The organism is Streptomyces sp. NPDC044064 (assembly GCF_056434245.1).
The window spans coordinates 206,844-221,344 of record NZ_JBWKFN010000014.1; the positions used below are offsets into that span (position 1 = coordinate 206,844).

15 protein-coding genes are annotated in these 14,501 nt (G+C 71.6%); 11 read left to right on the forward strand and 4 right to left on the reverse strand.

What is annotated here, in order from left to right; genetic code table 11:
* Positions 1-28: 28 nt before the first annotated feature.
* On the forward strand, positions 29-877 hold the full coding sequence (locus AC07DS_RS23710; RefSeq protein WP_479148233.1) for a DUF4429 domain-containing protein: 849 nt from the start codon (positions 29-31) through the stop codon (positions 875-877).
* A 14-nt stretch (positions 878-891) separates the two neighbouring features.
* Here AC07DS_RS23710 and AC07DS_RS23715 read toward each other — a convergent pair whose 3' ends face one another.
* Positions 892-1,335, reverse strand: coding sequence for a MerR family transcriptional regulator (locus AC07DS_RS23715; RefSeq protein ID WP_479148235.1), 444 nt, complete (start codon positions 1,333-1,335; stop codon positions 892-894).
* A gap of 98 nt (positions 1,336-1,433) precedes the next feature.
* Here AC07DS_RS23715 and AC07DS_RS23720 point away from each other — a divergent pair, with 98 nt between their 5' ends.
* Together AC07DS_RS23720 and AC07DS_RS23725 are read left to right on the forward strand one after the other, a co-directional pair.
* On the forward strand, positions 1,434-1,904 hold the full coding sequence (locus tag AC07DS_RS23720; RefSeq protein ID WP_479148237.1) for a GNAT family N-acetyltransferase: 471 nt from the start codon (positions 1,434-1,436) through the stop codon (positions 1,902-1,904).
* 18 nt (positions 1,905-1,922) lie between these two features.
* On the forward strand, positions 1,923-2,744 hold the full coding sequence (locus AC07DS_RS23725) for a serine hydrolase domain-containing protein (RefSeq protein WP_479148239.1): 822 nt from the start codon (positions 1,923-1,925) through the stop codon (positions 2,742-2,744).
* 72 nt (positions 2,745-2,816) lie between these two features.
* Here AC07DS_RS23725 and AC07DS_RS23730 read toward each other — a convergent pair whose 3' ends face one another.
* Entirely contained in the window at positions 2,817-3,470 is a 654-nt protein-coding gene (locus tag AC07DS_RS23730; RefSeq protein WP_479148298.1) for a pirin family protein, read from the reverse strand.
* Positions 3,471-3,578: 108 nt separating this feature from the next.
* On the opposite strand from AC07DS_RS23730, the gene AC07DS_RS23735 reads away from it, so the two are divergent.
* The 5 genes from AC07DS_RS23735 to fabF all read left to right on the forward strand — a co-directional run bounded on the left by AC07DS_RS23735 (position 3,579) and on the right by fabF (position 8,551).
* Positions 3,579-4,784 carry a PucR family transcriptional regulator gene (locus AC07DS_RS23735; RefSeq protein ID WP_479148240.1) on the forward strand — a complete coding sequence of 402 codons (1,206 nt, stop codon included), beginning with the start codon at positions 3,579-3,581 and terminating at the stop codon, positions 4,782-4,784.
* A gap of 89 nt (positions 4,785-4,873) precedes the next feature.
* A complete protein-coding gene (locus AC07DS_RS23740) occupies positions 4,874-5,827 on the forward strand; it encodes an ACP S-malonyltransferase (RefSeq protein WP_479148242.1) in 954 nt (317 codons plus the stop codon).
* 15 nt (positions 5,828-5,842) lie between these two features.
* Positions 5,843-6,874 (forward strand): beta-ketoacyl-ACP synthase 3, encoded by a 1,032-nt coding sequence (locus AC07DS_RS23745; RefSeq protein WP_479148244.1) that lies wholly within the window; start codon positions 5,843-5,845, stop codon positions 6,872-6,874.
* 79 nt (positions 6,875-6,953) lie between these two features.
* The gene (locus AC07DS_RS23750) at positions 6,954-7,202 is read left to right on the forward strand and encodes an acyl carrier protein (protein ID WP_046425089.1); all 249 of its coding nucleotides are present in this window, start codon (positions 6,954-6,956) and stop codon (positions 7,200-7,202) included.
* An 86-nt stretch (positions 7,203-7,288) separates the two neighbouring features.
* On the forward strand, positions 7,289-8,551 hold the full coding sequence (fabF, locus tag AC07DS_RS23755) for a beta-ketoacyl-ACP synthase II (protein WP_479148247.1): 1,263 nt from the start codon (positions 7,289-7,291) through the stop codon (positions 8,549-8,551).
* 57 nt (positions 8,552-8,608) lie between these two features.
* Here fabF and AC07DS_RS23760 read toward each other — a convergent pair whose 3' ends face one another.
* On the reverse strand, positions 8,609-9,103 hold the full coding sequence (locus AC07DS_RS23760; protein WP_094217995.1) for a DUF3145 domain-containing protein: 495 nt from the start codon (positions 9,101-9,103) through the stop codon (positions 8,609-8,611).
* Between the two features lie 256 nt (positions 9,104-9,359).
* On the opposite strand from AC07DS_RS23760, the gene AC07DS_RS23765 reads away from it, so the two are divergent.
* The gene (locus tag AC07DS_RS23765) at positions 9,360-10,259 is read left to right on the forward strand and encodes an SGNH/GDSL hydrolase family protein (RefSeq protein ID WP_479148249.1); all 900 of its coding nucleotides are present in this window, start codon (positions 9,360-9,362) and stop codon (positions 10,257-10,259) included.
* A 15-nt stretch (positions 10,260-10,274) separates the two neighbouring features.
* Positions 10,275-11,249: an aldose epimerase family protein gene (locus AC07DS_RS23770; RefSeq protein ID WP_479148251.1), complete on the forward strand. Its 975-nt coding sequence runs from the start codon at positions 10,275-10,277 to the stop codon at positions 11,247-11,249.
* Between the two features lie 104 nt (positions 11,250-11,353).
* Here the strand turns inward: AC07DS_RS23770 and AC07DS_RS23775 are convergent, their stop codons facing one another.
* Positions 11,354-13,831, reverse strand: a complete 2,478-nt coding sequence (locus AC07DS_RS23775) for a beta-glucosidase (protein ID WP_479148253.1) — start codon at positions 13,829-13,831, stop codon at positions 11,354-11,356.
* Between the two features lie 64 nt (positions 13,832-13,895).
* Between AC07DS_RS23775 and AC07DS_RS23780 the strand changes: the two genes are divergently transcribed.
* On the forward strand, positions 13,896-14,477 hold the full coding sequence (locus tag AC07DS_RS23780; protein ID WP_479148300.1) for a TetR/AcrR family transcriptional regulator: 582 nt from the start codon (positions 13,896-13,898) through the stop codon (positions 14,475-14,477).
* Positions 14,478-14,501: the final 24 nt, after the last annotated feature.

Below are 14,501 nucleotides of genomic sequence, written 5' to 3' on the forward strand. Positions count from 1 at the left end.
GGAGCACGTGCCGCATACGATGAGCCGCATGGGTGACGTACTGGCGGGTTTTCATGCCGTCTGGGAGTTCGAGTCCGACTCCGTGCTCATCCGCTACGAACGGGGGATTCGAACACCGAAGCTCTTCCAGGCGCTGGGCGAACGGCGGATCCCGCTGTCGGCGGTCGAGGAAGTGACTCTCACGCCGGGCAGGCGCGGCACCGTCGCACTGCGGCTGCGGCCGCGCGTCGGCGCCGACCCGCTGTGGGAGGCGGCGGCCGGGCAGCTGCGCGAGGGCTCGGACCCGTACCGGCTGGCGCTGCCGGCCGAGCGGTCGACGCTCGCGGAGTACTACGCCGACGAGCTGAAGGGGCTGCTGACCGAGTCCGGGCCCACCGACCGGTACCTGGTGGCCGCGCCGGCGGCACCGCTGCAGTTCAAGGCGTACGACGGGAAGGCGTCCTTCGACGGGAGCACCGTGCAGTTCCGCTGGTCCTGGACGGGAGCCTCCTCGGCGAAGTGGAAGGCCGGGGACCAGAGCTTCGCGGTCAGCGGCCTCAGCGGGGTGGAGTGGCGGTCGCCGGAGGTCTTCGAGGGACATCTGCGGCTGCTGCCCCGCGAGGGCGGCTCCGCCCGGCCGGCGCAGCCCGACCAGGATCCGGCGTCCGTCGTCTTCGGGCTCGGCTACGGCCCGGTGCACGAGTCGCTGCCGTTCGCGGCGGCCGTCCTGGAGGCCGCACGCACCCGCGGGCCGGTACCGGCGGTACCGGCACCGGCACGCCGGGACCCGGCCGACATCGCCGAGCGGATCCGCCACCTCGGGGAGCTGCACGAGGCGGGGCTCCTCACGGACGAGGAGTTCTCGCAGAAGAAGGCGGAACTGCTGGCCGAGCTGTAGTCGGCGCCCTGCGGTCAGCGCTCCGTGGCGTAGAAGCTGATCTTCCGGTCCAGCACCGAGAGGGTGTCGTGCAGCTCCGCGATCCTGGCCAGCACGTCCCGGCGGGTGGACTCCAGCAGGGCCTGGCGTTCCGGGTAGGTCGTCTCGCCCTCGCGCACGAGTTCCGCGTAGCGGACCATGTCCGCCACCGGCATGCCGGTCAGGCGGAGCTTGGTCACGAAGTCCAGCCAGTCCAGGTCGCGGTTGCTGTAGCGGCGCTGGCCGGTGTGGGAGCGGTCGATGTGGGACATCAGCCCGATCCGCTCGTACCAGCGCAGGGTGTGTGCGGTCAGGCCGGTGAAGGCGACGACCTCGCTGATCGTGTAGCGGTCCTGTCCGTCGGGGCGTGGGTGCCGCCGGGGCGGGGCTGCGCAGATGTCGGTCCGGCTCGCGTTCTCCTCGGTCTGCATCACCGTCATGGCCCCCACGCTATGGCCTTCGAGTGCACTCCAGGCAAGCGGAACCCGGTAAGAAATACCCACGACGGGCCCCGGGTGCGGTCATTAGCGTGCGGGACATGATTTCTGTACGCCGGGCGCTGCCCGAGGACGCCGAGGAAGTGCTGCGGCTGCGGCAGGTGATGATCGATTCGATGGCGGGCGCCGACCCTTCCACCGACTGGCACGAGGAGTCCCTGCCGGGACTGCGCGCCCGGCTGGGCGAGCCGGACGGGGGCTTCGCCGCCTTCGTCGTGGACCACCCGGAGCGGCCGGGGGCACTGGCCGCGCTGGTGGCCGGGACGGTCGACTACCGGATCGGGAAGGCGGGCGATCCGTTCGGGACGGTCGGGTTCGTCTTCAGCGTCGCCACCGACCCGGGCACCCGGCGCCGGGGGTACGCGCGGGCGTGCATGGACACGCTGCTGGACTGGTTCCGCGGGCGCGGCGCCGGTCGAGTCCACCTCACCGCGTCCGCCGAGGCCGCGCCGCTCTACGCCGACCTCGGCTTCCGGCCCAAGCCCGACCCTTTGATGGAGCTGAGGCTCTGAGCGCTTAGGCTCGACGGCATGTCGCTGAAGAGCCTCGCGTTGATCGAGAACTGGCCGGTTCCCACCGCCGCGGCCGGTGTCGTACGGGCCGACGGGACCGTCCTCGGGACCCATGGGCGCGTCGGGCACCGGTTCCCGCTGGCTTCGGTGACCAAGCCGCTGGCGGCCTACGCGGCGCTGGTCGCGTACGAGGAGGGTGCCGTCGAGCTGGACGAGCCGGCCGGGCCGGCCGGTGCGACCGTCCGCCATCTGCTCGCGCACACCTCCGGGCTGGCCTTCGACGAGCACAAGGTGATGGCGCCTCCCGGGGAGCGGCGGCTGTACTCCAACGCCGGGTTCGAGCAGCTCGGGGATCACATCGCCAAGGCGACGGACATTGCGTTCGCGGAGTATCTGCGGCAGGCGGTGCTGGAGCCGCTGGGGATGACGCAGACCTCGCTGGACGGGTCCCCCGCCAAGGACGGCGTCTCGACGGTGGACGATCTGCTGCGGTTCGCGGCGGAGGTGCAGGCGCCGAGGCTGCTGGACCCGCGTACGGTCGCCGAGGCGATGACGGTGCAGTACCCGGGGACGAAGGGTGTCCTCCCCGGCTACGGGCACCAGAACCCCAACGACTGGGGGCTGGGCTTCGAGATCCGTGACTCCAAGTCGCCGCACTGGACGGGGTCTTCGTCTTCGCCGCGCACCTTCGGACACTTCGGCCAGTCCGGCACGTTCCTGTGGATCGACCCGGCCGCGGGTGTGGCCGCTGTCGCCCTGACGGACCGCGCGTTCGGCCCCTGGGCGACCGAGGCGTGGCCGGCGTTCACGGACGCCGTGCTCGCGGAGCTGCGGGGCTGAGGTCCACTGCTGCCGGCCGGGGGTGCATCTCGCTCACCCGCGCTGGGCGGGGTGCCGCTGCGCCTGGCCCCCTTACCGCGCCATCTCCCACAGCAGCAGTTCCGTCGGTGTGACCCCGACCGCTTCCAGACCCTCCGCGGCCGTGATCCGGACCGAGTCCCCCGGGCCCAGCGTCTCCCCCGCCAGGCGGACCTCGCCGCGCACCACGTGGACGTAGACCTGCGCCGCGTCCGGCACGGCCGTCCGCTCCCCCGCGGCCAGGCGGCGGACGTGGAGCATCGCACCGGCGGCGGGGACGGCGTACGGGGTGGAGTCGGCGATGCCTGGGACGATCGAGTAGGACGGGTCGCCGCCGGGCGTCAGGGGGGCCAGCCACATCTGGAGGAAGACCAGGGGGGTGGAGCCGTCGTTGCGCTCCACGTGCCGGACGCCCGCCGCCGCGCTGAGGTGCTGGACGTCTCCGGCGCGGACCCGGGTCTCGTGGCCCGTGGAGTCGCGGTGGGTCAGTTCGCCCTCGACGACCCAGGTGACGATCTCCGTGTGGCTGTGCGGGTGCTCGTCGAAGCCGGCGCCGGGGGCGAGCCGTTCCTCGTTGCAGGCGATCACCGCGCCGAAGCGCAGGTTCCCGGGGTCGTAGTGCGGGCCGAAGGAGAAGGCGTGGCGGGTGTCGATCCCGGTCCCGGGGTCCCCTCCGGGGTAGCGCTCTGCGGCGCGCCGTACGTCCATCACGGCACCACCGTAGACCGCGCGCACACCTGCCGGACCCGGCGGGGGCGTCTCACCTGCTGACCCCGGCGGCGCACGCTCAGGTCCGGATAAGGCAGTCTTGTCCACGTGCCCGAACCCGAATCCCGCCACAGCGAACACGCAGCACGCGCCGTCCACCCGCACTCCGCGACCCTGAAGCGGCTGGAGAAGTCCTCCGGGAGCCTCGCCGCGCAGGCCATCGCACGCATGGACGAGAGCCTGCCGTGGTACCGGGCCATGCCCCCGGAGAACCGTTCCTGGATCGGGCTCGTGGCCCAGGCGGGCATCGCCGCCTTCACCGAGTGGTTCCGGCATCCCGACGCTCCACAGGCGATCTCGACGGATGTCTTCGGGACTGCGCCCCGTGAGCTGACCCGGGCCATCACGCTGCGGCAGACCGTGGAGATGGTGCGCACCACCATCGAGGTCATGGAGAGCGCCATCGACGAGGTGGCTGCGCCCGGCGACGAGAACGTGCTGCGCGAGGCACTGCTCGTGTACGCCCGGGAGATCGCCTTCGCCACCGCCCAGGTGTACGCCCAGGCCGCCGAGGCACGCGGTGCCTGGGACGCGCGGCTGGAGTCGCTCGTCGTCAACGCCGTACTGAGCGGGGAGGCCGACGAGGGGGCCGTGAGCCGGGCCGCCGCGCTCGGCTGGAACTCGCCCGAGCATGTGTGTGTCGTGCTCGGAACCGCTCCCGAAGGGGACAGCGAGCTGACCGTGGAGGCGATCAGGAGGGCGTCGCGGCACGCCAAGCTCCAGGTGCTCACCGGGGTGCTCGGCGACCGGCTGGTCGTCATCGCGGGCGGCAGCTCGAATCCGCTCGCCGTCGCCAAGTCGCTGATCGGGCCGTTCGCGGCCGGACCGGTCGTCGCCGGGCCCGTCGTACCCGATCTGCTCGCCGCCACGCGGTCCGCGCAGGCCGCCGCCGCGGGGCTGAAGGCGTGTTCCGCCTGGCAGGACGCGCCGCGGCCGGTGCTGGCGGACGATCTGCTGCCGGAGCGCGCCATCGCGGGCGATCCGAGCGCCCGCGAGCAGCTGGTGGAGGAGATCTACAGACCGCTGGAGGAGGCTGGTTCGGCGCTCCTGGAAACGCTGAGTGTCTACCTGGAGCAGGCGAGCAGCCTGGAGGGCGCGGCCCGGATGCTCTTCGTTCACCCGAACACCGTGCGCTACCGGCTCCGACGTGTGACAGACGTCACCGGTTGGTCGCCTTCGGATGTACGATCCGCCTTCACACTGCGGATCGCGCTGATCCTGGGGCGTCTGGCCGATGGAGACGCCCAACCCTAGGCTTTTGTCGGGGCCCCACAAAAGCCCCCCGTGTTCTTCGTCCCTGTCCCCACGGGCGGCCCTGGCCGTCCCCAAGAGAGAGTGTGAGAGTGCTCGTACTCGTCGCTCCCGGCCAGGGCGCCCAGACGCCCGGCTTCCTGACTCCCTGGCTCGACCTCCCCGGTGCCGCCGACCGCATCGCCGCATGGTCGGACGCCATCGGACTGGACCTCGTCCACTACGGCACCCAGGCCGACGCGGACGCCATCCGCGACACTGCGGTGGCGCAGCCGCTGCTGGTCGCCGCCGGCATCCTGTCCGCCGCGGCACTCGGTGACATCTCCGAGATCGCCCCGGGCGCCGTCGCCGGTCACAGCGTCGGTGAGATCACCGCCGCCTCCTTCGCGGGCGTCCTGGACGACACCGCCGCGCTCGGCCTCGTCCGCAGGCGCGGACTGGCCATGGCCGACGCCGCCGCGATCACCGAGACCGGTATGTCCGCGCTGCTCGGCGGTGACCCCGAGGTCTCCGTCGCGCACCTGGAGAAGCTGGGCCTGACCCCCGCGAACGTCAACGGCGCGGGCCAGATCGTCGCCGCGGGCACGCTGGAGCAGCTCGCCGTGCTGAACGAGGACATGCCCGAGGGTGTCCGCAAGGTCGTCCCGCTGAAGGTCGCCGGCGCCTTCCACACGCACCACATGGCTCCTGCCGTGGACGCGCTGGCCAAGGCCGCCGCGGAGCTGACGCCCGGCGACCCGAAGGTCACCTACGTCTCCAACAAGGACGGCCGGGCCGTCGCCACCGGCGCCGAGGTGCTGGAGCGGCTGGTCGGCCAGGTCGCCAACCCGGTGCGCTGGGACCTGTGCATGGAGACGTTCAAGGCACTGGGTGTCACCGCGCTCATCGAGGTGTGCCCGGGCGGCACGCTGACCGGCCTGGCCAAGCGGGCCCTTCCGGGCGTCAGGACGCTGGCCCTGAAGACCCCCGACGACCTCGACGCGGCCCGCGAGCTCATCGCCGCAGCAGCTGATTCCGCTGCTGCCGCAGCGGGCGCCGACGCTTAAGGAGCCGTACCGATCATGGCGAAGATCAAGCCCAGCAAGGGCGCCCCGTACGCGCGCATCCTCGGTGTCGGCGGCTACCGGCCGGTCCGGGTCGTGCCCAACGAGGTGATCCTGGAGAAGATCGACTCGTCCGACGAGTGGATCCGTTCGCGCTCCGGCATCGAGACCCGGCACTGGGCCGGCCCCGACGAGACGGTCGCCGCGATGGCCATCGAGGCCTCCGGCAAGGCGATCGCCGACGCGGGCATCACCGCCGAGCAGATCGGCGCCGTGGTCGTCTCGACCGTCTCGCACTTCAGCCAGACCCCGGCCGTCGCCACCGAGATCGCCGACAAGCTGGGCACCGACAAGGCCGCCGCCTTCGACATCTCGGCCGGCTGCGCGGGCTTCGGCTACGGCCTCACCCTCGCCAAGGGCATGGTGGTGGAAGGTTCCGCCGAGCATGTGCTGGTCATCGGCGTGGAGCGACTGAGCGACCTGACCGACCTGGAGGACCGGGCCACGGCCTTCCTGTTCGGTGACGGCGCCGGCGCGGTCGTGGTCGGCCCCTCCCAGGAGCCGGGGATCGGCCCGACCGTCTGGGGCTCCGAGGGCGACAAGTCCGAGACCATCAAGCAGACCGTCCCCTGGGACCGCTTCCACATCGGTGACGTCTCCACGCTGCCCCTGGACAGCGAGGGCAACATCAAGTTCCCTGCGATCACGCAGGAGGGCCAGGCGGTGTTCCGCTGGGCCGTGTTCGAGATGGCGAAGGTCGCCCAGCAGGCGCTGGACGCGGCCGGAATCACCCCGGACGACCTGGACGTCTTCATTCCGCACCAGGCCAACGTGCGGATCATCGACTCGATGGTGAAGACATTGAAGCTGCCGGAGCACGTCACGGTCGCCCGTGACATCCGCACCACCGGCAACACCTCGGCCGCCTCGATTCCGCTCGCGATGGAGCGGCTCCTGGCGACCGGGGAGGCGAAGAGCGGCGACACCGCGCTCGTCATCGGATTCGGGGCGGGTCTCGTCTTCGCCGCCACGGTCGTTACCCTCCCCTAGGCACTCCGTGCCGGATCATGCGTCCGGTACGGGATCATCTGCCACAAACCGTCTGGATTATCGAAGAAGGAGCGCCAACATGGCCGCCACTCAGGAAGAGATCGTCGAAGGTCTCGCCGAGATCGTGAACGAGATCGCCGGCATCCCGGTTGAGGACGTCCAGCTGGACAAGTCCTTCACCGACGACCTGGACGTCGACTCGCTGTCCATGGTCGAGGTCGTCGTCGCCGCCGAGGAGCGCTTCGACGTCAAGATCCCCGACGAGGACGTCAAGAACCTCAAGACCGTCGGCGACGCCACCGACTACATCCTCAAGCACCAGGCCTGAGCCACCCCTTAGGCAACAGGCTGCAAGGCCCCGCCACCCGGCGGTGGCGCCGTATGAATCCCGCATCCGTTGGAGAAAGAATTCCCGTGAGCCCGACCAATCGCACCGTGGTCGTCACCGGTATCGGCGCAACCACACCGCTGGGTGGCGACGCAGCCTCGTTCTGGGAGGCACTGCTCGCCGGCAAGTCCGGCGTCGGTGTCCTCGAGCAGGACTGGGCGGCCGAACTGCCGGTCCGTATCGCCGCGCAGATCGCCGTCGAGCCGGGCGAGATCATCCCCCGCCCGCAGGCCCGCAAGCTGGACCGGTCCGCGCAGTTCGCGCTGATCGCCGCCCAGGAGGCCTGGAAGGACGCCGGATTCACCGCCAAGGCCGGTGAGGACGTGTCCGTGAACCCCGACCGTCTGGGTGCGGTCATCGCCTCCGGAATCGGCGGTGTGACGACGCTCCTGGACCAGTACGACGTGCTCAAGGAGAAGGGCGTACGCCGTGTCTCCCCGCACACCGTGCCGATGCTGATGCCCAACTCCCCGGCGGCCAACGTCGGTATCGAGCTGGGTGCCCGCGCCGGTGTGCACACCCCGGTCTCGGCCTGCGCCTCGGGCGCGGAGGCCATCGGGTACGCGATCGAGATGATCCGCACCGGGCGTGCGGACGTGGTCGTGGCCGGTGGTACCGAGGCCGCCATCCACCCGCTTCCCATCGCCGCGTTCGGCAACATGATGGCGATGTCCAAGAACAACGACGACCCCGAGGGCGCCTCGCGTCCGTACGACTCCGGCCGGGACGGCTTCGTGCTCGGCGAGGGCGCCGGTGTGATCGTCCTGGAGTCCGAGGAGCACGCGAAGGCTCGCGGCGCCCGGATCTACGCGGAGGCGGTCGGCCAGGGCATCTCCGCCGACAGCCACCACATCACGCAGCCCGAGCCGTCCGGCAACGGCATCGCGCAGGCGCTGCAGAACCTGCTGGACAACACGGACCTGAAGCCGGCCGAGATCGTGCACGTGAACGCGCACGCCACCTCGACGCCTCAGGGTGACGTGGCCGAGATCAAGGCGCTGCGGAAGGTGTTCGGCGACGACGTCGACCACATGGCGATCTCCGCGACCAAGTCGATGACGGGTCACCTGCTCGGTGGCGCCGGCGGTATCGAGACGGTCGCGTCGATCCTGGCGCTGGTGAACCGTACGGCTCCGCCCACGATCAACGTGCGCGAGCTGGACCCCGAGGTCAACGCGGACGTCGTCGTCGGTGAGGCGCGTGCTCTCCCCGAGGGTCGGATCGCCGCGCTGAACGACTCGTTCGGGTTCGGCGGGCACAACGTGGTCCTGGCGTTCCGGACCATCTGAGTGACATGAGGAAGGGCCCCCGCCTGCCGGCGGGGGCCCTTCCTCATGTCCCGGTCCTCACACCACCTGGTGCAGCCAGCGCACGGGCGCGCCCTCGCCCGCGTACCTGAACGGCTCCAGTTCGTCGTCCCACGGCTTGCCGAGGAGCTTGGAGAGCTCCGCTTCCAGGTCGGTCTCGCCGCGCTGGCTGCGGAGCAGGGCCGCGCGCAGGCGGTCCTCGGGGATGAGGATGTCGCCGTGGATGCCGGTGACGGCGTGGAAGATGCCGAGGTCCGGGGTGCAGCTGTAGCGCTCGCCCTCGGCGGTGGGGCAGGGCTCGGCGGTGACCTCGAAGCGCAGCAGGTGCCAGCCGCGCAGGGCGGAGGCCAGCTTGGAGGCCGTGCCCACCTCGCCCTGCCAGGAGAACTCCGAGCGCCAGGTGCCGGGGGCCGCGGGCTGCCGGATCCAGTCGAGGCTGACGCGCGTGCCGAGCACCCCGGCGACGGCCCACTCGACGTGCGGGCACAGCGCGCGCGGCGCGGAGTGCACGTACAGAACTCCACGTGTCGTCACCGGAACCTCCGGGCAGAGCGGGACATCTTGCGGACTGGCTGGGCGGCTGTGGCGCGACGGCCGCGTTGATGGCGAGGCTACCCTGCGGCGGCGCAAGGAGTGTGACGTACCGTCGGTCCCAGTGCCAGGAAACTCCCGCCATTCACCCATGGGGACGCTTGTACGGGGGTGAGCCGTTCCAAGGTCCCCGGGCCGGGAACCCTCGCGCGTTGTTATGGGAGGGAGCACTGCACGTCGAGCGAGGGGATCAGCAGGGATGCGGAAGCGAAGGCACCGTGCGCGGGCTGCCCTTGCCGTCGTGACGGCGGCCGTGCTGAGCACGGCGGGGTGTGACGCCTTCGGTGGTGGCGGTGACGGTACGAAGGATTCCGGGGCGAGCGCGTCCCGTCCCTCGCCCCGGCCCACACCGGTGTGGAACCGCAGCCCGGACTCGATCGCCGCGGTCGGTGACTCCATCACCCGCGGGTTCGACGCGTGCACGGTTCTCTCCGACTGCCCCGAGGTGTCGTGGGCGACGGGCAGCGACGCCACGGTGGACAGCCTGGCGGTGCGGCTGCTGGGCGTGACGGGGGCGGCGCAGCGCAGCTGGAACTACGCGGTGACCGGTGCCCGGATGTCCGACCTGCCGGAGCAGGTGGCCCAGGCGGCCACCCGCGCCCCCCAGTTGGTGACGGTGATGATCGGCGCGAACGACGCGTGCCGCTCGTCGGCCCGGGCGATGACCTCGGTGGCCTCCTTCCGCGCGGACTTCGAGGAGTCGCTGGCCACCCTGCGCGCGGCGCTGCCGAAGACGCAGGTGTACGTGGCGAGCGTGCCGAACCTGAAGCGGCTGTGGTCGCAGGGCCGGACGAACCCGCTGGGCAAGCAGGTCTGGAAGCTGGGCATCTGCCCGTCGATGCTGGGGGACGCGGACGACCTGACCGTCCGGGCCACGCTGCGCCGGGACAAGGTGCAGAAGCGGGTGGAGGCCTACAACGCGGTGCTGAAGGACGTGTGCGCGAAGGACCGCCGCTGCCGCTTCGACCGGAACGCGGTCTTCGACTACCGCTTCGACACGGAGCAGCTCAGCCACTGGGACTGGTTCCACCCGAGCCGGAACGGCCAGGCACGGCTCGCCGACATCGCCTACCGCACGGTGACCGCGGAGCAGCCGTGACCTAGGGTTTCCCGCATGAGCGACCTTTTCGGCACACTTTCCGACGGCACCCCGGTGCACCGCTGGACACTGGAGCGGGCCGGGGTGCGGGTGCGGGTGTTGTCGTACGGCGGGATCGTGCAGTCGGTCGAGGTCCCGGACCGGGAGGGGCGTACGGCGGACGTGGTGCTGGGGTTCCCGGGGCTCGACGAATACCGGGAGCATCCGGAGCCGTTTCTGGGCGCTCTGGTCGGCCGGTACGCCAACCGCATCGCGGGCGGTCGCTTCCCGTTGGACGGCTGCACGTACGCGCTGGAGCAGAACAGCGGCCCCAACTCGCTGCACGGCGGCTCACAGGGGTTCGACAAGCGGGTGTGGGAGGCCGAGCCGGTCGAGGACGGGCTGCGGCTGAGCCGGGTGAGCCCGCACGGCGAGGAGGGGTTCCCGGGCCGGCTGGAGGTGACGGCCACGTACACGCTGGACGCGTCCGGCGCGCTGCGGATCGCCTACGAGGCCGTCACGGACGCGCCGACCGTCGTCAACCTCACCAATCACACGTACTGGAACCTGAGCGGCTCCGGCCACGCGGGCGGGCACGAACTGCGGCTGGCCGCCTCCCGGTACACCCCGGTGGACGGCGACCTGATTCCCACCGGAGAGCTGGCGGACGTCTCCGGCTCCCGCTTCGACTTCCGTGCGGCCCGCAAGGTGGGCTCCGGCTACGACCACAACTTCGTGCTGGACAAGGGCGTGACCGAGGCGGCCGAGGAGGTGGCCGAGCTGTACGACCCGGCGTCGGGCCGGGTGCTCACCGTGGCCACGACCGAGCCGGGCCTGCAGCTCTACACCGCCGACCACCTCGCGGACCCCTTCGCCCCCGGCGACGGCATCGCCCTGGAGACCGAGCACTTCCCGGACTCCCCGAACCACCCGGACTTCCCCAGCACCGAGCTGCGGCCGGGCCGGGTCTTCCGCTCGGAGACGGTGTACGGCTTCGGCGTGCGGGGCTAGGGCCGGCGGGGCCCTGCCGCACGATTGCCCCGGTCCAGGGGTCAGGTCCCGGACCGGGGCGGCTCGTGGGGGCTTTGTCCCCGGTGTGTGGGGACTGTCCCGGATCAGACGTTAATCGGCGCGGCGAGCTTGTGGTCGGCGATCGAGCGGGCGACGGTGATCTCGTACGAACCCTTCACAAATGCCCAGGCCTTCGTCGTGTCGTCCCAGACCTCGAAGGCGCGCCGGGGCAGTTCGACGCTCACCTCGACGCTCTCGCCGGGTCCGGCCTCGGCGCCCGCGAATCCGGCCAGGAAGCGTGCCGGGCGCCGGACGTCCGGCTCGGCCGGGGCGACATAGACCTGGACGACCTCGCGGCCGGGCCGCTCGCCGGTGTTGCGCAGCCGGATGCGGGCGGTGGTGCCGTCCGTCTCCAGGGTCTCGTAGGCCCAGTCGGTGTAGCCGAGGCCGTGGCCGAAGGGGTACGACGGGGTGCGTCCAGCCTTCTCCCAGGCGCGGTAGCCGATGAGCAGGTCCTCGGTGTAGGACAGTTCGCCGTCGGCGGGAACGACCTGGGTGACGGGGGCTTCGGTGAGGGAGCCCCAGGTGGTGGGGAGGCGGCCGCCGGGCTCGTGGGCGCCGGTCAGCACGTCGGCGAGGGCGGCTCCGCCCTCCTGGCCGGGGAACCAGGTCAGGAGCACGGCGGCGACCTCGTCGCGCCAGGGCAGTTCGACCGGTGAGCCGGAGTTGACGATCACGACGGTGTTCGGGTTGGCGGCGGCGACGGCGCGGACCAGGTCGTCCTGGCGGCCGGGGAGGCGCAGGTCGGTGCGGTCGAAGCCCTCGGACTCGACGCGGTCGGTGGTGGCGACCATGACGACGGCCGTGCCGGCGCCGCGGGCGGCCTCGACGGCCTCGGCGATCAGCTCGTCGGGGTCGCGCCGGGGGCCGGAGTGGGCGAGGCCGAAGGTGACGACCTTCATGGGGATGTTCTCCGGGAACCGGACGACGTAGGTCAGGGAGACGTCGACCGTTTCGCCCGCGACGAGTTCGGCCCGGGCGCGGGGCGCCGGGGGCGCGAAGAGGGTCTCGAAGGGGTCCTCGCTCTCGGGGCGCTGGACGTCGTCGTAGTACGTCGTCCCGTCGATGACGAGGGTGAAGGCGCCCATGCCCTTGATGCCGAAGGTGTGCGGGCCGGACTCGCGCGGGGTGAACGTGCCGGTCAGCTCGACGGTGTGGAGGGTCTCGTGCGTGACGCCCTCGGGGAGGTCGGCGCCCATCCACTGGATCTGGCCGCCCGGGGCGGTACCCGTGCCGATGACGCCGCCGTCGGTGTCTCGGCAGACCGCGCGGAGCGCGAAGCCCTGGCCGGCGGGGGCGAGTTCGGTGGCCGGGTCGGCGCCGACGGCGTAGGTGAGGGCACCCTCGGGGAGGGCGGCGCCGAGACCGTCGAGCGGGGAGACGATCCGGGCGGGGAAGACGGTGGCGGAGCCGCCGCCGAGGACGCGGGCGTCGCGGGCGGCGGCACCGATCAGGGCGACCGTGCCGGCCTTCAGCGGGAGTGCGCCGTTCTCGTTGCGCACGAGGACGAACGAGCGGCGGGCGATCTCGCGGGCCAGTGCCTCGCCGTCGACCGGCGCGGGCGGCTCGGCGACGACGGGCTCTGCGCCGTCCAGGATGCCGACGCGGGCCGCGAGGCGCAGTACCCGGCGTACGGCCGCGTCGACGGCGGCCTCGGCGACCCGGCCGTCCCGGACGGCCCGGGCGAGGGCCTCGCCGTAGACGGTCTCGGGGCCGGGCATGGCGACGTCGAGGCCGCCCCCGATGTCGCCGACGGTGTCGCGGGCGGCCATCCAGTCGGAGACGTTGAAGCCGTCGAAGCCCCACTCGCCGCGCAGGACTTCGTTCACCAGGTGGTGGTGCTCGGTCATCGTCGTGCCGTTGACCTGGTTGTAGGCGGTCATGATCCCCCAGGGGCGGGCGTTCGCGACGATCGCCTCGAAGGGGGCCAGGTACAGCTCGCGCAGGGCGCGTTCGGAGACCACGTTGTTCACGGTGAAGCGGTCGGTCTCGGCGTCGTTGGCGACGAAGTGCTTGACGGTGGTGCCGACGCCGCCGGACTGGACGCCGGTCACATAGCCGGAGCCGATCTCGCCGGTCAGGTACGGGTCCTCGCTGTACGCCTCGAAGTGGCGGCCGCCGAGCGGGGAGCGGTGCAGGTTCACGGTCGGGGCGAGCAGCACGTGGACGCCCTTGCGGCGGGCCTCCTGGGCGAGCAGCACGCCTGCCCGGCGGGCGAGGTCCGGGTCCCAGGTGGCGGCAAGCGCGGTCGGCGAGGGCAGGGCGACGGAGGGGTCGTCGGCGGTCCAGCGCACACCCCGGACGCCGATCGGGCCGTCGGACATGACGAGGGACTTCAGGCCGATCTCCGGCAGGGCGGGCAGGGTCCACATGTCCTGTCCGGCCAGCAGCCGTGCCTTGGCGTCGAGGTCGAGCCGCCCGAGCGCGGCCTCCACGGCCGTCTCGCGGGCCTGGTCTGCTCGCGCCTTGCCTGTCTCCGCCACGGCGGTACCTCCTCGCTCAGTGCCTTTGGTCCCTCTCATCCTGCATCCGTTACCTGTAGAGCGGTAGGTTTCGTTATCTTGCCGTTATATTCACGGGGTGGGGATGTCGTACGGTGACGTCATGAACGCGAGGGTCAGGAGCGAGGAGCGGCGCTCGGAGATCGTGGGGGCGGCCCTGGAGGTGATCGCCGAGCGCGGCTACCGGGGGGCGAGCCTGGCCGCGGTGGCCGAGCGGGTCGGGCTGACCCAGCAGGGGCTGCTGCACTACTTCCCGACGAAGGACGCCCTGCTGGTGGCCGTGCTCCGGGAGCGGGACCGGTGGGACGCGGTGCCGGACACCCGGTGGCGGGTCGACCTGCTGGCCTCGCTGGTCGAGTACAACGCGATGCGCCCGGCCATCATCCAGACCTTCTCTGCACTGCTCGGCGAGAGCGTGACGGAGGGCCACCCGGCCCGCTCCTACTTCACCGAGCGCTACGCCCAGGTCCGCGAGAACATGACGGCGGTCCTGCGCACCGAGTACGGCGACCGGCTGCCCAGCGGTCTCACTCCCGAGCGCGCCGCCCCACTGCTCATCGCGGTGATGGACGGCCTCCAGTACCAGTGGCTGCTGGACCCGGACTCGGTCGACATGCCGGGCGCGTTCCGCGACTTCCTGCACCTGCTGGGCGAACCGGTGGAGTGAGGAACCGTTTTCCCCCTCGCACCA

Excerpts from the sequence above, each read along its gene's own strand:
- AC07DS_RS23710 (WP_479148233.1), top strand. The coding sequence starts at position 29 with ATGGGTGACGTACTGGCGGGTTTTCATGCCGTCTGGGAGTTCGAGTCC.
- AC07DS_RS23715 (WP_479148235.1), bottom strand. The coding sequence starts at position 1,335 with ATGACGGTGATGCAGACCGAGGAGAACGCGAGCCGGACCGACATCTGC.
- AC07DS_RS23720 (WP_479148237.1), top strand. The coding sequence starts at position 1,434 with ATGATTTCTGTACGCCGGGCGCTGCCCGAGGACGCCGAGGAAGTGCTG.
- AC07DS_RS23725 (WP_479148239.1), top strand. The coding sequence starts at position 1,923 with ATGTCGCTGAAGAGCCTCGCGTTGATCGAGAACTGGCCGGTTCCCACC.
- AC07DS_RS23730 (WP_479148298.1), bottom strand. The coding sequence starts at position 3,470 with ATGGACGTACGGCGCGCCGCAGAGCGCTACCCCGGAGGGGACCCCGGG.
- AC07DS_RS23745 (WP_479148244.1), top strand. The coding sequence starts at position 5,843 with ATGGCGAAGATCAAGCCCAGCAAGGGCGCCCCGTACGCGCGCATCCTC.
- AC07DS_RS23750 (WP_046425089.1), top strand. The coding sequence starts at position 6,954 with ATGGCCGCCACTCAGGAAGAGATCGTCGAAGGTCTCGCCGAGATCGTG.
- AC07DS_RS23765 (WP_479148249.1), top strand. The coding sequence starts at position 9,360 with ATGCGGAAGCGAAGGCACCGTGCGCGGGCTGCCCTTGCCGTCGTGACG.
- AC07DS_RS23770 (WP_479148251.1), top strand. The coding sequence starts at position 10,275 with ATGAGCGACCTTTTCGGCACACTTTCCGACGGCACCCCGGTGCACCGC.
- AC07DS_RS23775 (WP_479148253.1), bottom strand. The coding sequence starts at position 13,831 with ATGAGAGGGACCAAAGGCACTGAGCGAGGAGGTACCGCCGTGGCGGAG.
- AC07DS_RS23780 (WP_479148300.1), top strand. The coding sequence starts at position 13,896 with ATGTCGTACGGTGACGTCATGAACGCGAGGGTCAGGAGCGAGGAGCGG.